This is a genomic window from Leptolyngbya sp. FACHB-8, from assembly GCF_014695575.1.
GTDB lineage: Bacteria > Cyanobacteriota > Cyanobacteriia > Elainellales > Elainellaceae > Vacuolonema.
On record NZ_JACJOO010000042.1, the window covers coordinates 53,113 to 71,327 of the forward strand.

General features: G+C 50.2%; 10 protein-coding genes. 3 read left to right on the top strand and 7 right to left on the bottom strand.

Translation table 11 applies throughout. From position 1 onward, the window contains the following. Positions 1 to 89: 89 nt before the first annotated feature. The gene (locus H6F91_RS27875; RefSeq protein WP_242035701.1) at positions 90 to 3,035 is read right to left on the bottom strand and encodes a glycoside hydrolase family protein; all 2,946 of its coding nucleotides are present in this window, start codon (positions 3,033 to 3,035) and stop codon (positions 90 to 92) included. Between the two features lie 277 nt (positions 3,036 to 3,312). Here H6F91_RS27875 and H6F91_RS27880 point away from each other — a divergent pair, with 277 nt between their 5' ends. Then, complete coding sequence (locus H6F91_RS27880) at positions 3,313 to 5,511, top strand: ATP-binding protein (RefSeq protein WP_190775018.1); 2,199 nt, start codon at positions 3,313 to 3,315, stop codon at positions 5,509 to 5,511. Positions 5,512 to 5,562: 51 nt separating this feature from the next. Here the strand turns inward: H6F91_RS27880 and urtE are convergent, their stop codons facing one another. From urtE to H6F91_RS09195, 6 genes are all read right to left on the bottom strand, one after another. Continuing rightward, a complete protein-coding gene (gene urtE, locus H6F91_RS09170; RefSeq protein ID WP_190775019.1) occupies positions 5,563 to 6,270 on the bottom strand; it encodes an urea ABC transporter ATP-binding subunit UrtE in 708 nt (235 codons plus the stop codon). A 47-nt stretch (positions 6,271 to 6,317) separates the two neighbouring features. Further along, the gene (urtD, locus tag H6F91_RS09175; RefSeq protein WP_190774999.1) at positions 6,318 to 7,442 is read right to left on the bottom strand and encodes an urea ABC transporter ATP-binding protein UrtD; all 1,125 of its coding nucleotides are present in this window, start codon (positions 7,440 to 7,442) and stop codon (positions 6,318 to 6,320) included. Positions 7,443 to 7,460: 18 nt separating this feature from the next. Next, on the bottom strand, positions 7,461 to 8,624 hold the full coding sequence (gene urtC / locus H6F91_RS09180) for an urea ABC transporter permease subunit UrtC (protein WP_190775000.1): 1,164 nt from the start codon (positions 8,622 to 8,624) through the stop codon (positions 7,461 to 7,463). 53 nt (positions 8,625 to 8,677) lie between these two features. Further along, entirely contained in the window at positions 8,678 to 9,847 is a 1,170-nt protein-coding gene (locus H6F91_RS09185) for a branched-chain amino acid ABC transporter permease (RefSeq protein WP_190775001.1), read from the bottom strand. A 162-nt stretch (positions 9,848 to 10,009) separates the two neighbouring features. Continuing rightward, positions 10,010 to 11,326, bottom strand: a complete 1,317-nt coding sequence (urtA, locus tag H6F91_RS09190; protein ID WP_190775002.1) for an urea ABC transporter substrate-binding protein — start codon at positions 11,324 to 11,326, stop codon at positions 10,010 to 10,012. 742 nt (positions 11,327 to 12,068) lie between these two features. Next, positions 12,069 to 13,565: a hypothetical protein gene (locus H6F91_RS09195; RefSeq protein WP_190789299.1), complete on the bottom strand. Its 1,497-nt coding sequence runs from the start codon at positions 13,563 to 13,565 to the stop codon at positions 12,069 to 12,071. A 1,518-nt stretch (positions 13,566 to 15,083) separates the two neighbouring features. Here H6F91_RS09195 and H6F91_RS09200 point away from each other — a divergent pair. Further along, complete coding sequence (locus H6F91_RS09200; protein ID WP_190775004.1) at positions 15,084 to 16,766, top strand: alkaline phosphatase family protein; 1,683 nt, start codon at positions 15,084 to 15,086, stop codon at positions 16,764 to 16,766. A gap of 80 nt (positions 16,767 to 16,846) precedes the next feature. Continuing rightward, the gene (locus tag H6F91_RS09205) at positions 16,847 to 18,151 is read left to right on the top strand and encodes an O-antigen ligase (protein WP_190775005.1); all 1,305 of its coding nucleotides are present in this window, start codon (positions 16,847 to 16,849) and stop codon (positions 18,149 to 18,151) included. Positions 18,152 to 18,215: the final 64 nt, after the last annotated feature.

The window sequence follows — 18,215 nt, forward strand, 5'->3', positions numbered from 1 at the left end:
CGCGTTCAATGCTTATGATAAAAAGTGGCGCGGCGCTTTGCGCCGCGCCACTTTTTATCATAAGCATTGAACTTTACTTGTTATAACACCTAACCCCAGGGGCGATCGCCAAACATATTCAGATAACCAACGGGCTCCGTCAAATCTTTGGGGGTTTCCTGAGCTGGAGGTTCTTCGATTTTTGGAGGAGCCGTGAAAAGGTTGTAGGCACCGAAAGCCAAGCCTGCGATCGCCGCCACTCCCGCCGTCACCGCCGCCACACGAGAATAATTCGTTCCCGTACTCGCGTTCGTTCCCGTACTCGCGTTCGTTTCCGTACTCTCAGATGTTCCCATACTCGCGGTTGTTGCTCCTCGCATAAATTGAAGATAGTCCTGGTTCAGATAGAAAGCCCGTTCTGCCTTACGGCGTCGCTCTAAACCCGGCAGAATCTTACCATCCGCATACACCCACCGCAAAAACTCCTCTGCTGCTCCGGCAACGTCTCCGGCGTTGTGCTTCCGCAGCAGGGTTGAGCCACGAAAAGCCCCCAAGCCGACATTGAACGAGAAGGACACCATCGCCGAAAACTGATTCTCATTCGTGGTAATCGTCAGAGCATTGGCAACCCCTTGCTCAAATACATCGAGATCCTGTTTCAAAATCGTTTCTGCTTCTGCCTCCGTGATGGTCATGCCCTGAGCAACCCGTGGAGGACCGGCCATTGAGGTATGCCCATAACCAATCGTCCAAACTCCAACCGAGTCTTGATAAGCCGTAGTGCGGAGCCCTTCAAAGTGCTTAATCAGTTGAATACCGGCTGCATTGATTTCCCCTGTGTGGCCTGTGGGTGGTTCAATCCATTGTTCCGGCTCCGGGGCACCTGTACCAATGGAAATGGTCATGCGTGCGGGAGCATTGGGCATGGCAAACCAATCCTTCATGACGTTAACGTCCAATACCTTTTCCGCTGGATTGGCCGGGGAAGGGGATTTCATAATGCGAGAAATCCAGGCACCGCTCCGCATCAGGTACATAGCAATGTCGGTTTCCTTAATCCAGGTGCCCCAATTCTCCTGGGTTTTGCTGAAATACCAGTAATCGTAATCCCAGCGGGCGCGGTACCCTCGGACATCGATGTGAGTAAAGGTGCTGGCACTCGCCAACCCACCTTTGCTGCCCCACCAGGTATCCAGGTCCGCGTAAACCGTGTAGGGATGCACTCCCGGAATCACAAAGTCCAGCGCATCGCCCATCATATGGCGAGAGTGGGACGCTCCACCCACCGCCGCATTAGTGGCCGGATCGCGATACCAGGAGTTGATTTTGATGGGGCGATCGCCATACCGTTTGCGAATATCTTCCATCACCTTGGCAAGCCGCTGAATACCGTAGATCACATCGGCACTAGCAGGACGACGGTAATTCCCAGTTGTGGGATCGACATGCAACGCATCGCTCCAGGTGAAGTACCCGGGTTCCCCATACTGGGTTACCCGCAGAATCGGATCGTTGGCATAATAGGTGCCCGTGAAGCCGGGAAACTGGAGAGGGATGCCGCGATCGCTCGAATTTACAGGCCGTCCGGCATTATTGCTGTCCGTCGGATGGTTCCCAATTTCCGTACCCACAATGTAGATATCAGGGGCATAACAATACCAGGTATTGCGCTTCTGGGAGCCAAGAGATGCGCCTTTCAGCGTAACCCTAACGTGATTTCGCTTGGGTTGATGGTAAGAACTCAGTTCGAAAACGGTGTTGCGCGGAATAAAGACTTTGGCATCTTCTGGCAAGTCACTGGAGTTCGCCGTGCTGCTCTTAAACATCGTGTCACTAACGACCCGCAGGAGTTGCCGTTGCCCCTCAATGGCAAGATGTGGATTATAGACGTACCAGCTCGTTCCCTGCTGTGAGCCAAGGCCGGTATTGGCAAGTTCAACCTGGGTGTGATCGTTCGCAGCAGGTAAGTGAGTCACCAATTGAAACTGGGTGTTTTGCCGAACCAGAATTTTGGATGTATCGGCTAAGTCCGATGCCTGTTTGGGTTCCAGCTTAAAGCTCGTATCCTGGGTAACCGTCAGAGTGATGTCGGAAACCAGCCGGGTCGTTTGGGTATCAACATACCAGGATGTGGTTTTACCATCTCCTAGAGTAGGCTCTACGAGTTCAACTCGCCAACGCTTACTGCCCACATCGGTGTAATACTGAATGCTCAACACCGTCCCTTGCCGGACTAAAACTTTCTGCTGATTTGGCAGTTCATTGGGGGGAGTAGGGCTGAGAGTGAAATAGGTATCACTGACGATGCGAATTTGCATGCCACGATGACCAGCCCCGCCAGAGCTACTACCATCGGCTTCAGCCTTGAAATGCAGATTGTAGACGTACCAGAGGGTGCCGTTGTTTGGCCCTAAAGTGACATCTGCTAATTCAATTTGAGTATGATCGTTTGCGGCTGGAGAGAAGGATTCTAGATGAAAAGGAGTACCCTGCTTGACTAGCGCTTTTGCAGAAGTAGACAACGCCGACGAAAGCTTGGGTTCTAGCTTGAAGTAGGTATCGTGAGTAACGGTTAGAACGGCGTCCGTCATTAACCGAATATGCGGTGTAAAGACATACCAGGATGTAGTTGCTCCACTACCTGCGATGGGTGCTGACAGTTCAATTCGCCCATGATAATTGCCGGCATCCTGATAAGAACGGACATTAAAAATCGTGTCGGCTTTAACAAAAACTTTTTCTTGATTGGACAGCTCGCTGGAATTTTTGGGGCTCAGCTTGAGATAGGTATCGTTGACCACCTTAAGCTGGCTGTTGTGTTCAACGGTTAGTCCATCATCAGGGCGTACGGGCCCAGGCTCAAGGGTTCTAGTACCGACGGAAACCGTCATTCCTCCCGGTCTATCCTGACGGGCAAACCAGGCTTTAAGGGGAGTAATATCTGCCACCTTTTCCTTCCCGTTGGTTTGAGAAGACTGTTTAATCACAGAGGCAATATATCCATTCCCCTCCATCAGGTAAATGGCTTTATCCGTTTCCTTCATCCAGGTGCCCATAATGCCCTGATCCTCACGTGCAAACCAATGAAAGCCTACAGTATAGCGATTCTTTCCAGAGCCAACTCTGCTATCTCGTCGTCATATTTGAATGGGTAGGTCATGGTCTAGGTGTATGGGTGAGGTGTGGTGAAAGAGGGCTCTCCGTGCCCCTTCCACCACATCTCATCCCCATGGTCGAAACCTAAGCAATTGGTAGAACCGGGGATTCTACGGGCAATCTATGGGAAGCCCTTGTGTTCCCAGGGTATTTCTTCGACATAGGCCTCCGGAGATGATGAAGTCCATTCGTACCCGTACATTTCCATTGCAGCTGATTCTCAGCATTCCCTTCGTGCTAGAGGTGTTTGGGGCTGTAAGCTTGGTTGGATACCTGTCGTTTAAGAATGGGCAGCGGGCCGTGAACGAATTGGCTGTCCAGATGATGGATCGTACAGGCAGCCTGGTGGATCAACACCTGGATTCGTATATGACCATTCCGCAAACTCTGAGCAATGTGAATGCGGAAGCGGTTCAGACGGGTGTACTGGATGTGCGCGATCGCCAAACCGTGGGCAAGTACTTCTGGCATCAAATGAAAATTTATGATGTCAGCTACATTGGCATTGGGCTGATGACGGGTGAGGGGGTAGGAGCCGCTCGCTATGATGGTAAGACCATTACGATGGATGACTGGAGCGCAAAGCCACCCAACAACTGGAAAAGCTACGCGCTGGATGCCCAGGGAAACCGCACAAAGGTCTTGGAAACCCTGAGCTGGAATAACTTTGAGCAACCCTGGTACACCGAACCTATCAAAGCTGGTAAACCCATTTGGTCACCCATCTTCACCGTCAATTACCCCAATCAGGTTTATATCGCGACGTCTGCCGGCCGCCCGATTTACAATAGCGACAACGAATTGTTGGGGATGGTTAGCATTGATGTATCCCTGGCAAGGCTGAGTGAGTTTCTACGGGATCTAGAGGTTAGCCGCTCCGGCCAAGTGTTTATTTTGGAACGGGATGGAACGCTCATTGCGAGTTCTGGAGAAGCCCCACCTTACACGGTGGTGAATGATCAGGTTCAGCGGTTAAAGGGTATTGCCAGTTCTGACCCTGTAGTCCGGGAGACCACTCAACAAATTCAGCAACACTTCTCTAATCTTCAGGGCATTACTGGGGAAGAAGAGCTCCGTATCAATGTGCAGGGAGAGTCTTACTACGTCCAGATCATGCCCTGGAAGGAACCCAATGGTTTGGACTGGGTACTGGTCATGGGTGTACCCGAAAGTACTTTTATGTCCCAGATCAACGCGAACACTCGGACAACGGTGGTGCTCTGTGTTGGGGCATTGGCGATCGCGACTATCCTCGGCCTTTTAACCTCCCGTTGGATTGTGCAATCGTTATTGCGGCTTAACCGAGCAAGCGAGGCGATGGCATCGGGTAATCTGGAACAGACGGTCAGGACGGGAAACATTCAGGAACTCAACAGCCTGGCGCACTCCTTCAACAATATGGCTCGCCAACTCCGCGAATCTTTTACTGCCCTTGAGAAGAGTAATGCGGAGTTAGAAGATCGGGTTGATGAGCGGACGCTTGAACTGAAGAACACATTAAAGGACTTGCAACGAACCCAGGCTCAGATGGTGCAGAGCGAGAAGATGTCGAGTCTGGGCCAGCTCGTGGCTGGTGTTGCCCATGAAATTAATAACCCCGTTAATTTCATTTATGGCAATCTGAATCATGTTCAGGAATATAGTCAAAGTCTTCTAAACATCCTGCATTTGTATCAGCAGCACTATCCCCAGCGAGTACCTGAAATTGAAGAGGCTATCGAAACTGACGACCTGGAATTTTTGCAGCAGGATCTTCCGAAAATCCTGAGTTCGATGAAGATTGGTACAGAACGGATTCGTCAAATTGTGCTGTCGCTTCGTAACTTCTCACGCATGGATGAATCTGAGATTAAAGCTGTAGATATCCACGAAGGGTTGGATAGCACGGTGCTGATTCTACAGCATCGACTCAAGACGCGACCAGAACGCCCCGAAATCGAACTCATCAAAGAATACGGGGAATTGCCTCTGGTGGAATGCTACGCCGGGCAACTGAATCAGGTATTTATGAATATTATTTCCAATGCCATTGATGCCCTGGAGGACAAGAATCACAGCCGCAGCTATCAAGAGCTACAGGCGCATCCAAACCAGATTCGGATCCGTACGTCGACAATTAAACCAGGATGGGTGCAGATTGCGATCGCGGACAACGGCTCCGGCATGTCTAAAGGCGTGATGCAACGCATCTTCGATCCCTTCTTCACAACTAAGCCGATCGGCAAAGGCACTGGCATGGGCATGTCCATCAGCTACCAGGTGATCGCCGAAAAACACGGTGGCAGCCTGGAATGCTTCTCCATACCCGGCGAAGGCACCGAATTCATCATTCAAATTCCCACCCATCAATCACCCGAGAAGCATGATGAGCTTTAAGGTAAAGCGGGCGGTGTTCAACACCGCCCGCTTTACCTTAAAGACACTTCATCAAACGGCCAGGAATTGTTGAATCACTTCGTTGCTTAATTCGTGGGTGGGGCCAGAGGCAACGATACCGCCTTTTTGCATCGCGTAGTAGCGATCGGCCTGCCGCACGAAGTGCAGGTGTTGTTCCACCAACAGCACCGAAATTCCGGTGGTTTTGATGATTTTCTTCACGGCCGCTTCGATGTCCAGAATGATGGAGGGTTGGATTCCTTCTGTGGGCTCATCCAGGACGAGGAGTTGAGGCTTACCCATGAGGGCGCGGGCGATCGCCAACTGCTGCTGCTGTCCACCGCTCAGGTCACCACCCATGCGAGACAACATCGTTTTCAGTACGGGGAACAGCTCGTAAATCTCCTCCGGAATCGCCTGATCGATATTTTTGGGACGACCCTTGGGATTCGCTTCCAACCCCAGTAACAAGTTTTCCTTCACCGTTAGCCGGGGGATAACTTCGCGGCCCTGCGGTACATAGCCAATGCCGCGACGGGCACGGCGATCGGGAGACAACTGGGTCACCCCATGACCATCGAAGGTAATGTTACCCGTACGAGGTTTGAGCAGACCGATGATGTTCTTCAGTAATGTGGTTTTGCCCACTCCGTTACGCCCAATCAGACAGACCATCTGTCCTCGCGGCACGGTCATATCCACATCCCGCAAGATATGACTTTCACCGTAGTAGAAGTTGAGCCCGGAGACTTGCAACATGGCATCCGATGCCTTGTTGTCGACGGGGGCTTGGGTCATAGTTTGTGTCATCTGGCTAACCCCGCACTAATAATTTGTTCTGCCCGGTTCACGACGTCTGATGGTAATTGCAAAAGCTGGAGAAGCCGCTGGTACTCTGCTGATTCCCTGGGATTGATTTGGTTAGCGCAAATCACTTCATAGCTCAGCTTCAGGGCTAGTTCTCGCTCCTCGTCGGTTTTTAGAAGGGGCACCAGATCTTCTAAAGCAATATCTTTGCCCAAATAGGTTTCCAATTCCTCCCGAAGGTGGGCCTGTTCTTCGCGATCGCTCGCAAACTGCTGACTCAAACGCTCCAGCATGAGAGCCTTCTCTTCACGCTCCAGGGTGCCATCGCTCCAGGCCATAGAAGCAGCGATCCGCAACAGCGTCATCTGCTCTGCTGAGATAGAGGGAGCAGAACCCAGATACACCTCAATCACCCGTGGATCGGTTTGCACTTGGCTCATGCTGCCCTCAAACAGCACACTGCCTTCGTGTAGCACTGTTACCTTGCGGGCAATCTGACGCACAAATTCCATATCGTGTTCGATCACAATAATGGAGTGGCTTTCTGCCAGAGCGGTCAGCAGTTCACCGGTACGCTCCGTTTCTTCATCCGTCAGACCGGCTACGGGTTCATCCACCAGCAGTAGATCGGGAGCCTGAGCCACCAGCATGCCAATTTCTAACCATTGTTTCTGTCCATGGGAGAGCAGCCCCGCTGGAGTATCGGCTTGAGCCGTCAAACCAATGGTTTCGAGCAGTTCGATAATGGTTTTACGCTCAGAGCTGGGTTGTTTTTTGAACAGGGTGTTGAACACCGTCTTGTTGCGATTTCCAGAAATCTCCAGGTTCTCGCGGGGAGTGAGGTTGAGGTAAACCCGAGGCGTCTGGAATTTGCGGCCAATTCCAAGACGCGAAATTTCGTGTTCTTTCAGGCTGGTGAGATCGCGGCCTTTAAACCGAGCTTGCCCGATGGTAGGCCGTACCTTCCCGGTGATTACATCCAGGAACGTGGTCTTGCCTGCGCCGTTAGGGCCGATGATTACCCGTAGCTCCCCCGGCTCCATACTGAAGTTGAGGTTATTCAGCGCTTTGAACCCGTCAAAGCTGACGGTTACGTTGTCAATTTCAAGGATTTTAGCCGTCATAGCTCGCTCTGCAAGGGGTTACTTTTCGATGCTCTTGCGCTCTTTTTGGATGGATTCATTCAGGTCAACGGACGGGTAGGTGCTGGCATATTTCGGTTTACGGAACATGCGCCGCAATAAATCCAATCCCTCACCCCGTAGCCAACCCACCACACCGTTGGGCAGCACCATCACCACAATCAGGAACAGGGCCCCCTGGAAAAATGACCAGACTCCAGGGAACTGCTCACTCAACAAAGCTCGGGCATAATTCACGGCAACCGCCCCAAGGATGGCCCCAACTAGACTGGCTCGTCCGCCCACTGCGACCCAAATCACCATTTCAATCGAGAAGGCAATGTCCATATATTGGGGTGATACAATCCCCGACTGGACAGTGTAGAGGGCACCAGCAACCCCAGCGATCGCCCCCGAAATTGCAAACACCAGTACCTTAAAGCTGGTCGGGTCATAACCCGAGAACCGTACCCGGTTCTCATCATCGCGAATTGCTACCAGCATCCGTCCAAAGCGACCACTGGTGAGCCAGCGACAGAAGCCGTAGATTAGCGCTAGTAAAACAATCGTGGTCACATAAAAGCCAGACTGCATCTCGCTGACCTGAATACCAAACAGCTTGTCGGTGGCTGTTTTAAGACCGTTGGTTCCGTTGATCAACTTCTGCTGACCATTGAAGAAGTTGAAGAACACCACCAGAGCGGCCTGGGTCAGGATAGAGAAGTAAACCCCTCGAATGCGGTTACGGAATACTAAATACCCAAACAGCGCAGCGACAATCATCGGAACCACGACAATCGCCACCACCGTAAACGGGAACGAATAGAAGGGTTTCCAGAATGCTGGCAGTGCCGTCACACCGTACAACCCAAAAAACTCGGGAAGCTGCCCGTTGGGAAGTTGGAGTTGGGTATGCATGGCGATCGCATACCCCCCCAACGCAAAGAAAATGCCGTGCCCCAAACTCAGGAGCCCGGTGTAGCCCCAAATCAAATCAATGCCCAGAGCGACGATCGCCAGGGCCATGAAGCGACCCAGCAAGTTGAGTCGGAAATCGGACAGCAGCAGCGGCACGATAAAGGCCAGCACCAGTGCCACCACCACCACGATGCCGATTTCAAGAAGAACCGCTTTACTGGGCGATCGCCGGGCTCGTTGAAGCCCGCCTAATGTATCTACTGCCATGCCTATGTCCTGAAGAGGTAATCGGTAATGGGGAATCGGTAATGGGTCGTGGATTAGATTTCGGCAGCACGGCCTTTCGGTGGGAATAGCCCGGCGGGGCGTACCTGAAGGAAGGCAATAATGAGAATGAAGACCATCACTTTGGCCATGCTGGTAGTGGCAAAGAAGGTGAAGAAGTCCACCAGCGGTTGTAGGACTGGAGCTTGGGCACTGCCCACCAGTAGGGTGATGGTGCCTGAACCAACTAGATAGTTGAGAGTTCCAATTACCAGAGCGGCTACAACACTACCGACAATTTTGCCGACCCCACCAACAACCACAACCATGAAGGCGTCTACGATATAGTTCGCGCCAAGGTTAGGGCCAACCGAACCGAGCAGACTGACCGCGCAACCTGCTACACCTGCCAGGCCAGAGCCCAGGGCAAAGGTGAGGGCATCCACTTTTTGGGTGGGAATCCCGAGACAGGCGCTCATATTGCGATTTTGGGTGACGGAGCGAATCCGTAGACCCCAGGCCGATTTTTGCAGGAACCAGTAGATAGCGAAGAGACACAGAAGCGTCAGGGCAATGATAAATAGGCGGGTGTAGGGAAGTTGCATCGTTCCTACGGGAACACCGCCGCGCAGCCAGGCGGGAGGAGTGACGTCTACGTTACGGGCGCTAAACCAGGGCTTGGCAAGCTTGGCTTGGGTGTTGAGAAGGGAGCCGGTGATGAAGGCGATCGCCAAGGACAAGGGCAGCAGAATTGAAATTACTTTTCTCTGTACCTGCTCCCAATCCAGGCGCTTGCTCAAAACCCACATGGCACCAAAGAACAGCACACAAAACAACGTTAGACTGACCGCCATTGAGGTGCTAACACTCCGGACAAACTGCCGCAGAATCAAGCTCACGCCCCAGGTCGCCAGTAGGGTTTCCAAGGGTCGCCCATAGAGGTATCGAATAACCCCTCGTTCCAGGGCTAACCCCGCCAGCGCTGCGACAATGAATGCGGCGATCACCGCGGCAAAAATATAAAGACTAAAGAATGGTTCGCCCAGCGGCTTGAACACGTTTTGCACCACATAGGTGGTGTATGCGCCCAACATCATCAACTCGCCGTGGGCCAGGTTGATCACACCCATCAAACCAAAAACGATCGCCAGCCCTAGTGCCGCGATTAACAAAACGGCACCGATACTGATGCCATTAAACAGGCCATCAAACAACCCTTGCCACACTGGCTTTCTCCCTATGAATTCTGGCTATTGCCACTCTGAGCTAGGGCAGAAGGATTCATCTGCACCGTATCCACCCTTTCCCTCTGCCCTATCCAAGAGTGGCTACAGGTATAAAAAGAGGGCGGCAGCCCAAGCACCGCCGCCCTGAATCAGACGTTCAATTTAGCCTTTGAACTTACCGCCCTTCGCGGGATCGGTCCAGTCGCAAGCGAAGCCCTTGGTTTCCGGTACATACTGGTTCCAGGGCAGCGGATCAACGGGGCCATCGGTGGAGTAAACAATATTAAACAGACCGTCGTCACGCACCTCACCAATTCGCACTGTCTTGGTGATGTGGTGAGCAGCGGTCATCTTCACCGGCCCTTCGGGAGCGGCGAACTCCTGGCCGATAGCCGCAGCACGTACCGCTTCCAGGTCAGTGGTGCCTGCCTTCTCAACAGCCTGCTTCCACAGATAAACCATGATGTAGGCCGCTTCCATGGGGTCGTTGGTTACGCGGTCTTCGCCGTACTCTTTCTTGAAGTCGGCAACCCACTTGGTGTTTTCAGGGCTTTCAACAGTCTGGAAGTAGTTCCATGCGGCATAGTGGCCGATGAGGAACTCTTTGCCAATCTGACGCACTTCTTCTTCCGCAATACTCACCGACATGGTGGGATACTTGTCGGGGGTGAGGCCTGCGCCCTGCATCTGCTTGAAGAAGGCCACGTTGCTGTCCCCGTTCAAGCTGTTGAAGATCACGCCACCGTTGGGTAGAGCCTGCTTGATTTTGGTGATGATGGGAGTAACTTCGGTGCTACCCAGGGGCAGGTAGTCTTCACCAACAGTTGCGCCACCCTTCGCTTTGAGCTGTTCTTTGATAATCGTGTTCGCGGTACGGGGGAACACGTAGTCAGAACCCACCAGGAAGAACTCTTTCCCTTTGTTTTCGAGCAGCCAGTCAACGGCAGGCTCGATTTGCTGGTTGGGGGCAGCTCCCGTGTAGAAGATGTTCTTAGAACACTCTTGACCCTCGTACTGCACGGGGTACCAGAGCATGTGGTTCTTAGACTCAAACACGGGTAATACAGCTTTCCGGCTGGCCGAAGTCCAGCAGCCGAAAACTGTTACGACCTTGTCCTGATCGATCAGCTTGGTTGCTTTTTCTGCGAAGGTGGGCCAGTCAGAGGCACCATCTTCAATCACAGCCTCGATCTGCTTGCCCAGCACCCCACCTGCGGCGTTGATTTCTTTGATAGCGAGTTGCTCAGCTTCAACGACAGTGGTTTCACTGATGGCCATCGTGCCGCTTAGGGAGTGAAGAATCCCGACCTTAATCGTGTCACCACTGGCAGCCGCAGGCGAAGCGCCCGCAGCAGGCGAAGCCGCAGGCGACTCGGCTGTGTCTGAGGAAGAACTTGCACACGCCTTCAACAACATACTGGTTCCGAGAGCAGCGGAACCATAGACCAGGAACTTACGCCGATTAAACTGCATGGACATTAAATTTTGTTCTCCTAAGAATCAGGGAAGGGAACGCAACGAAAAGGCGGAGGAAATTCTATGCATTGTCGAATCAGCACAGATACTAGAGCGGCGTAAGACCTCTTTTTGTGTCCTAGGATACAAAATCTGCCTTGGGGGGCTAGCGAAGATTAAATTACCATGCTAAGTCGATAAACAACTCCTATAGTCGGCGTGCAATGACCCGATTAGAACACTAATTTATCTAATTTCCCAAACGTAGAAAAATTCGTTCTGAAGGTTTCTTTGGCGTAAAAGGGGCTTAAAACAAGGCAGAGAGGAAAACTTCCACGCTCCCTCTTTGTTTGTTTGTTGCCATCCCTTTTATGTCTGGCTCAGGCGCCGATTGAAATCTTGGAGAATGTTAAATATTGTGTGCCTAATTTCCCTTGGTTCGGTTGCCACTAGCACTTTAAGGAACTTGAAAAGCTTATTTAGCTCGTATCCGTCTATACATCACGGAGAGAGAATGTATGGATAAATGAAGACTGAAATAAGTCTAAACCATCTGTAAGTAGGGGTTAGAAATAATTTGAGACATGGTTTAGGGATTTTTGGGTGAGCGATCGCCCCCTCAAACCATTTCTATTCCAACAAGTCCGGAATCACGTGTATTCTCCCAACCTTTAAGGATATCGTTAGAGTCATGAAAACATGCCGATGTTTTGATGTGGGGAGTATGAGTATCCCCACATCAAACTAGACAAAGCTAGTTGTTCAACTAGGATTGAAACACTTTCTTTGTTTTGTAAATCGCTGTCTTGGCAGCAAAGTTTAGCGCGCTGTTCCTCTTTAAAATCGATTTAAATCTCTTTTCTCCGGGCCACTTTTTCCCAGGGTTAATAGGCTCTGTTAGAACCTCAGGCCACATACTTTGAATTAGTTTTCGAAAGAATTCATAGTTCGGTGTCAATCTCTTTGAAGGATTGATCAGTAGGAGGTGGGCGATCAAACTTCTGTTATTGCAGGGGCATATCTCTTCTATGGCAATATCCTTCTGGAAAGGCTGGTCTGCTCCCCAGTTGCCCAATCGTTGCTCCCAATAGAACAGATCGAGCAGAGGAACCCCAGAAGATTCTGAATAATCAGCGGCGTCTTCCAACCATGCTTTCAGTTCTGATCGGACGAATTCATTATCTGTTGCGTAGTTGCTAAAGCAAACTAGCATGTCTAATGATACTTTCCCTTTCATAATGCCAAAACAGGTTTTGGCAACTGCATTCGCTCCTCCGTTAATGCTGATGTAGTTTCTGTCTTGCCAATGGTAGTAGTAATGCTGAATATGAGTCGTTTTCGTTAGGATGGGCGGAATGATATGCTCCTGTTTGTATTCAGCTAGGAACGTATCGTTCAGAGATTTTGGTGTAAGGCCTTCATAGTTGAGTCCCAATGTTTGGGCAAGACGGCTCGGGATGATCGTGTCTGGAGCGTCAACCTTATGATTAAATCTGAAATACTCAATCTTATCTTTAAAGTCTTTAGATGCTGCTAGCAAAACTCGACTATCCAAACCTGCTGTTAAAGCTAGCTTCAATGTCAACCCTCTGTTTATTAGGGCAGCAAAAGTACCTTTCAAAACACTGGAAGCAAAATTGATAATGTCGTCTTCGCTCAGGTTTCCTTTGGGAGAGAAGTAGGGTATTCGCTTAACTTCTTTCGCCTTTAGATCCAGGTAATGATTGGGCAGAACCTTAAACAAACGGTCATCAAAGCCTTTATCCCCAAACCAGGCCTGTTCATGCTTTTTATAGTTTGGATCAGCCACATGCTGCTGCTTCAAGGAAGACATTTGCAATGAAAGATCAAAATAATTCAAGAACATGGCTTCAGATGAAGTCATGACGAAGAAATCATCCAGTTGACCGAAGTACATTTGCTTGAAGCTGCATGCATCCCCCAGGGCAATAAAGGATGACTCGTTTCTATAAACTAGAACAAACCGTCCCGATAAAATTTGAATTCCTTCAAAGAAGCTGTTCTGAGTTTTACAAGTTCTCGCAAGATTTTCTATGACCTCTTGATCGCTCCGTTCGGGGTTTAGAGGATCAATGACATATCCCAGCAGGAGGATCTCTACTGACTCATGCTTTGTAAAAGATAGGTTTAAGTGAGGACCTTGATAGATACTGAAATCCATAAGGGAGATAGGAGCCATTCCTGCGAACTCCCTATCTGGAGATGACAACCCAGCAACCATGAAATACTGATTTCTATACATGTCGTTGGCTCCTAGAAACTTGTACGGGTAAACAATCTTGGTTCAAGTCAAGGGACTTATAAGGACAACACAATACGTTGCCCTTAAAAACTTTTACGGTGTGTACAAAACTGACGCAGAGTAACGCTTTAGCTCGATAGAAGCTGGCGTTTGATGGCGGATGCAACGAACGTTGTTGAGCGAAAGGTGCTTACGGAAAGTCGGAAAACAGTGATTTCGCTTCAAACATAAAAACCTTCTATGGGACATTAGAGGCTGTTTGAAATTGGCCTGGGTTTTGAAAAGCTATACGCTAACTGGAACTATTGAGAGGACTACCAGCAGACGAGTAAAAGTATCGAGAGGACAGAACGTAAATTCACCCTGCCTCAAAAACTGTGTCCAATATACCAAAATTCATCACAATCATCTTGTACCACACTTCTTTTTCTTTGGTAGGTTTAGCAATAAGTTCTAGTTCTGACAGTCATATCTCTATCTTTTCAAATGCCTGATGGACAGTTCAATTACGCGGTTGTAAAAACATGAACCGTGAGTTGATAAGTTCTCTGGATACTGAATTCAAACGTTTGTCACAATTGCTGATTGGCCTGTGAAAGAATGCTGGAGTTAATAATTAAAACCTTTGTTTCTGTGATATTTTAGCCAGTGAATAATACGACGCGAGTGAATACGCTTAATGAAGCAGTGGTGAATTCAAGCCTTATGATTGATTAGTGCCAAGATAAGCTTATTGAAAAAGGCATTTATTAGGGCTCAGCATCCTCTGCTACTTGTTAGGTGATTAAAGCCAGTGGCTAGGTACGAACCATAGAAGGAACCATAGAAGGTTTACGTAGGCATCAATTACTTGTTGCACAGGGTATATAAAATCAACTCTTTCAACCCGCTATAAGACACATCCCTCCTTCATTTTGCTCTGCCTATAGGGTAACTAGGTTGAGGCAGACACAAAAAATAACCGTATATACACTGAACCCCTAAACGTAATTTTTGCACCTGAAGTGTAACCATCCTAAATCCCTAAAATGCCGTCTACATCTACCCAAGCGAGTAGGCGTCTTCTATCTGGAGGGCGATGTACTTTTGTTGAATGTACTGTAGCGCGGCACTTCTTTACTGAAACTTCAAATATACATCTGCCTTCTTACTAAAAAAATACATAGATGCTCGGTTTCCTCCGTAATAATCTGTGATGAATCTTCTGTAGTTTCTATTGCTTCGGTATTTTCATCTGAAAAGCAGCTATAGATTCCCGATAGATAGATGGAAGGCGAATCCTGTGATGAGGTTATTGCTTATTAACGGGATTAGCCAGCATCTAAGCAGCATGATGCTGGCAAGGTTACGTGTATTTTGGATGGCTTTTAAGATGAATTTTTCGTGAAGCTGCCTGTTTATCGGAATCTTTGTTTTTCAAAACGAATCGAAAGCATTTGTCCGAGAATGACAGCGATCCAAAACTCCTGACCGAAGTCTGCAATCGAGATTTGTTTGCTTATTTACAGGGAGGGCAAAGTGAAGCACCCAGTCATTGCAATTGGCCTTGATGCCGCAGACCCAGAGTTTCTAGAGCCGTGGATGGAGCAGGGGCATCTGAAAACTCTGGCTCGTATCCGGCAGAGTGGTGCTTATGCTCACATTCATGGCTACGTAAATTACAAAACAACGCCCCAGGTCGAATTTTCTTCAACAGAGCCGCTCTGGGTCCAGTTCTCAACCGGGTGTTTGCCTGAGAAAACTGGCTTCTGGGATACTATCACCTACGACCCCAAAACCTACAGTGTCGGTTGTGACGCCTACCATGGCGGCTATGATTACCAGGAATACAAACCATTTTACTCTTTGGGCGACAAATACCGAGTTGCGGCCTTTGACGTTCCCGTTTCAGGGCTCGCTGACCAGGTAAATGGCCTTCAGGTTCTGGGGTGGGGCGGTCACTTTCCCTTTGTTCCCAGTGTTTCCGAGCCGGCCAATCTGCTACCCAGTATTGTCGAGAAGTACGGCACGAATCCTGTTTTGCGTCGGGACAGTGGTAACTGGTGGAGTGATAAGTACAAGGCTTGGGTGCAGCAGGCGATCGCCGACAGCCTCACCACCCGTACTCAAATCCTCCGGGAGTTGTTAGAGCAAGAGCGTTGGGATCTCTTTGTGACTGGATTGGGTGAAACCCACACCGCAGGTCATGACCTGTACGATCGCAGCCAACCCGATCACCTGTTGCACGGCCGCCTGACCCAGAATGGGACTCAGCCTGACCTCATGTTGCAGGCGTACCAGCGGGTCGATCAGGCCTTGGGTGAAGTGCTCAAATCTGCTCCCCAAGATGCCTACGTCATGATCTTTTCTGTTCATGGCATGGGGGCCAATCTGACGGATCAGATGAGCATGTTCTTCCTGGCAGAACTGCTGTACCGCTATAACTTCCCCGGTCAGGTCGCTTTGGCTCCGGGCAAAGTAGGCACAACTCCAATTCCTCCCATTGCCAAGCCGATTCGTGGTTCTTGGGCTGGAGAAATCTGGCGCAAGATCCACGAACCCAATCCTATTAAGCGGGTCTTAAACAACTGGTTGCCCAAGCAATTCCTGGAGGAGGGTAAGTTCGGGTTGCTGTCTCCCTATCCTCTGTTGCGCGATCGCGTTGAGCTGGGTTGGATGCCTGCTTTCTGGTACAAGCCCCTGTGGCCTAAGATGAAGGCCTTTGCTATGCCAGCCTTTGCGGATGGTCATATTCGGATCAACCTGAAAGGGCGTGAGCAAGATGGAATTGTGGAGCCTGAAGAGTACGATCAGGTTTGCCAGGAACTGGAAGAAATGCTCCTCCGCCTGACAGACGGTCGCACAGGCAAACCCCTGGTACGCGAAGTGGTTCGTACCCGCATCAATCCCCTGGATATGGATCCAAAACTGCCCGATCCGGACCTGGTGGTGTGCTGGCACGAAATTCCCACAGATGTTGTGGATAGCCCCGACTATGGTCGGATTGGTCCTATCGCACTCAATCGCCCCGGTGGTCACCGCGCTCGTGGTTTCATGATGATTCAGGGGCCAGGAATTGAAGCGGGTACCGTCGTTGCTGATGGGGCTCCCGTTGATCTACCAGCGACCATTCTCAATCTGATGGGTGCTCCCATTCCGGACTACTTTGACGGTAAGCCTTTGCTGGAACCTGCAAAAGCTGCTCCGACTGTTCAGGTTTAGCTTAGTCCGACGAGGGCCGCATCTACCGTGCGGCTCTCGGCCTAACGAGTGGCGATCGCCCTCACTTCGTGGCAACCATCATGACTAAACGACAAGTATTTGAATTTTTCGAGTACGCATTCACCATCGCAGCACTGATCCTCTACAGTGGTGGACCTTTGCAGGTCATTTTGACGGGTGGCGCGAGCGAAGGGGAGAATCAAGTTGGTGCTGGTGAACCAGATTTTGCCCTCGTTCGCCTTCTGTGTATGGTGACGTATGTAGTCTTTGGCCTGCTGGTTCTCTACCGCTGGCGGCGATCGCTCTACGGCCTGTACAAAGGACGGGTCCTGCTGGCTCTAACAGGTCTGGCCGTTTTGTCTTATTTCTGGTCAGACTTTCCCTCAATCACCCTAACCCGTTCGATTGCCCTGATTGGCACGACCCTGTTTGGGGTTTATCTGGGAACTCGTTTTACCCTGCAACAACTGATCCGAATTATTAGTATTACCTTCGGTATCATCGTCCTGCTCAGCCTGATTTTTATTGTCGCTCTTCCCAAGTACGGCGTTATGGCAGGTGTCCATACAGGGGCATGGCGAGGGATCTTCGTTCACAAAAATAACTTTGGACGAGCACTGGTATTCGCGGTTCTGGGGTTTCTTCCTCTGTCAGCCGAGAAGCGGAGCAACCGAATTATTTTTTGGGGTCTCCTGGGGCTCTGTACCTTTTTGATCCTGATGTCGAAGTCAACATCGGCACTCTTGAACCTGTTTTACATCGTTACAGCATTTAATGTGCTCCGGGTTACGCGATGGCGATTTGAAATTCGTCTCCTGGCCCTGATCGCCATCCTGCTAGTCGGTGGTGTGTCCTATTCTCTGATCACGAGCAACCTCGAATCCATCCTGTCCTTTTTTGGTAAAGATGCAACCCTAACCGGACGTACGGATCTATGGCCTTTATGCGTTGGAATGGCTGAGCGCCGTCCGTTCTTTGGCTATGGCTACGAGGCGTTTTGGAATGGTTGGAATAGTGGGGGAGGAGAAATTTGGATGAACTATGGCTGGAGGGCTCCCCACTGTCATAACGGCTATCTGGATCTGACCCTGGCGTTGGGGGTGGTTGGCTCATTGCTATTTCTGTATACCCTCTTTACAACCCTCATCCTTGGCCTGGTTCGATTACAGCGAACCTCCACCTTTGAGAACTTCTACTGTGTGTTGGTGCCGTTCTTCCTGCTGCTCTACAACTTAACGGAGAGTTCAATCCTGGGGCGAAATTCCCTTTCCTGGGTGATTTTTATTTCTGTCTACATAGCCGCTCGGGTTCCCATTTCCTTACCCGATCGCACCCCGACAGAGGACTCGCTTCCCGAACCACCGCTTTTAGCGCGTAACCCTTAAGGTTCTTTAATTTCGCGTGAGCTGTTGCAGCAATAATTTTCACGTTCAATGGCAACCGTTCATT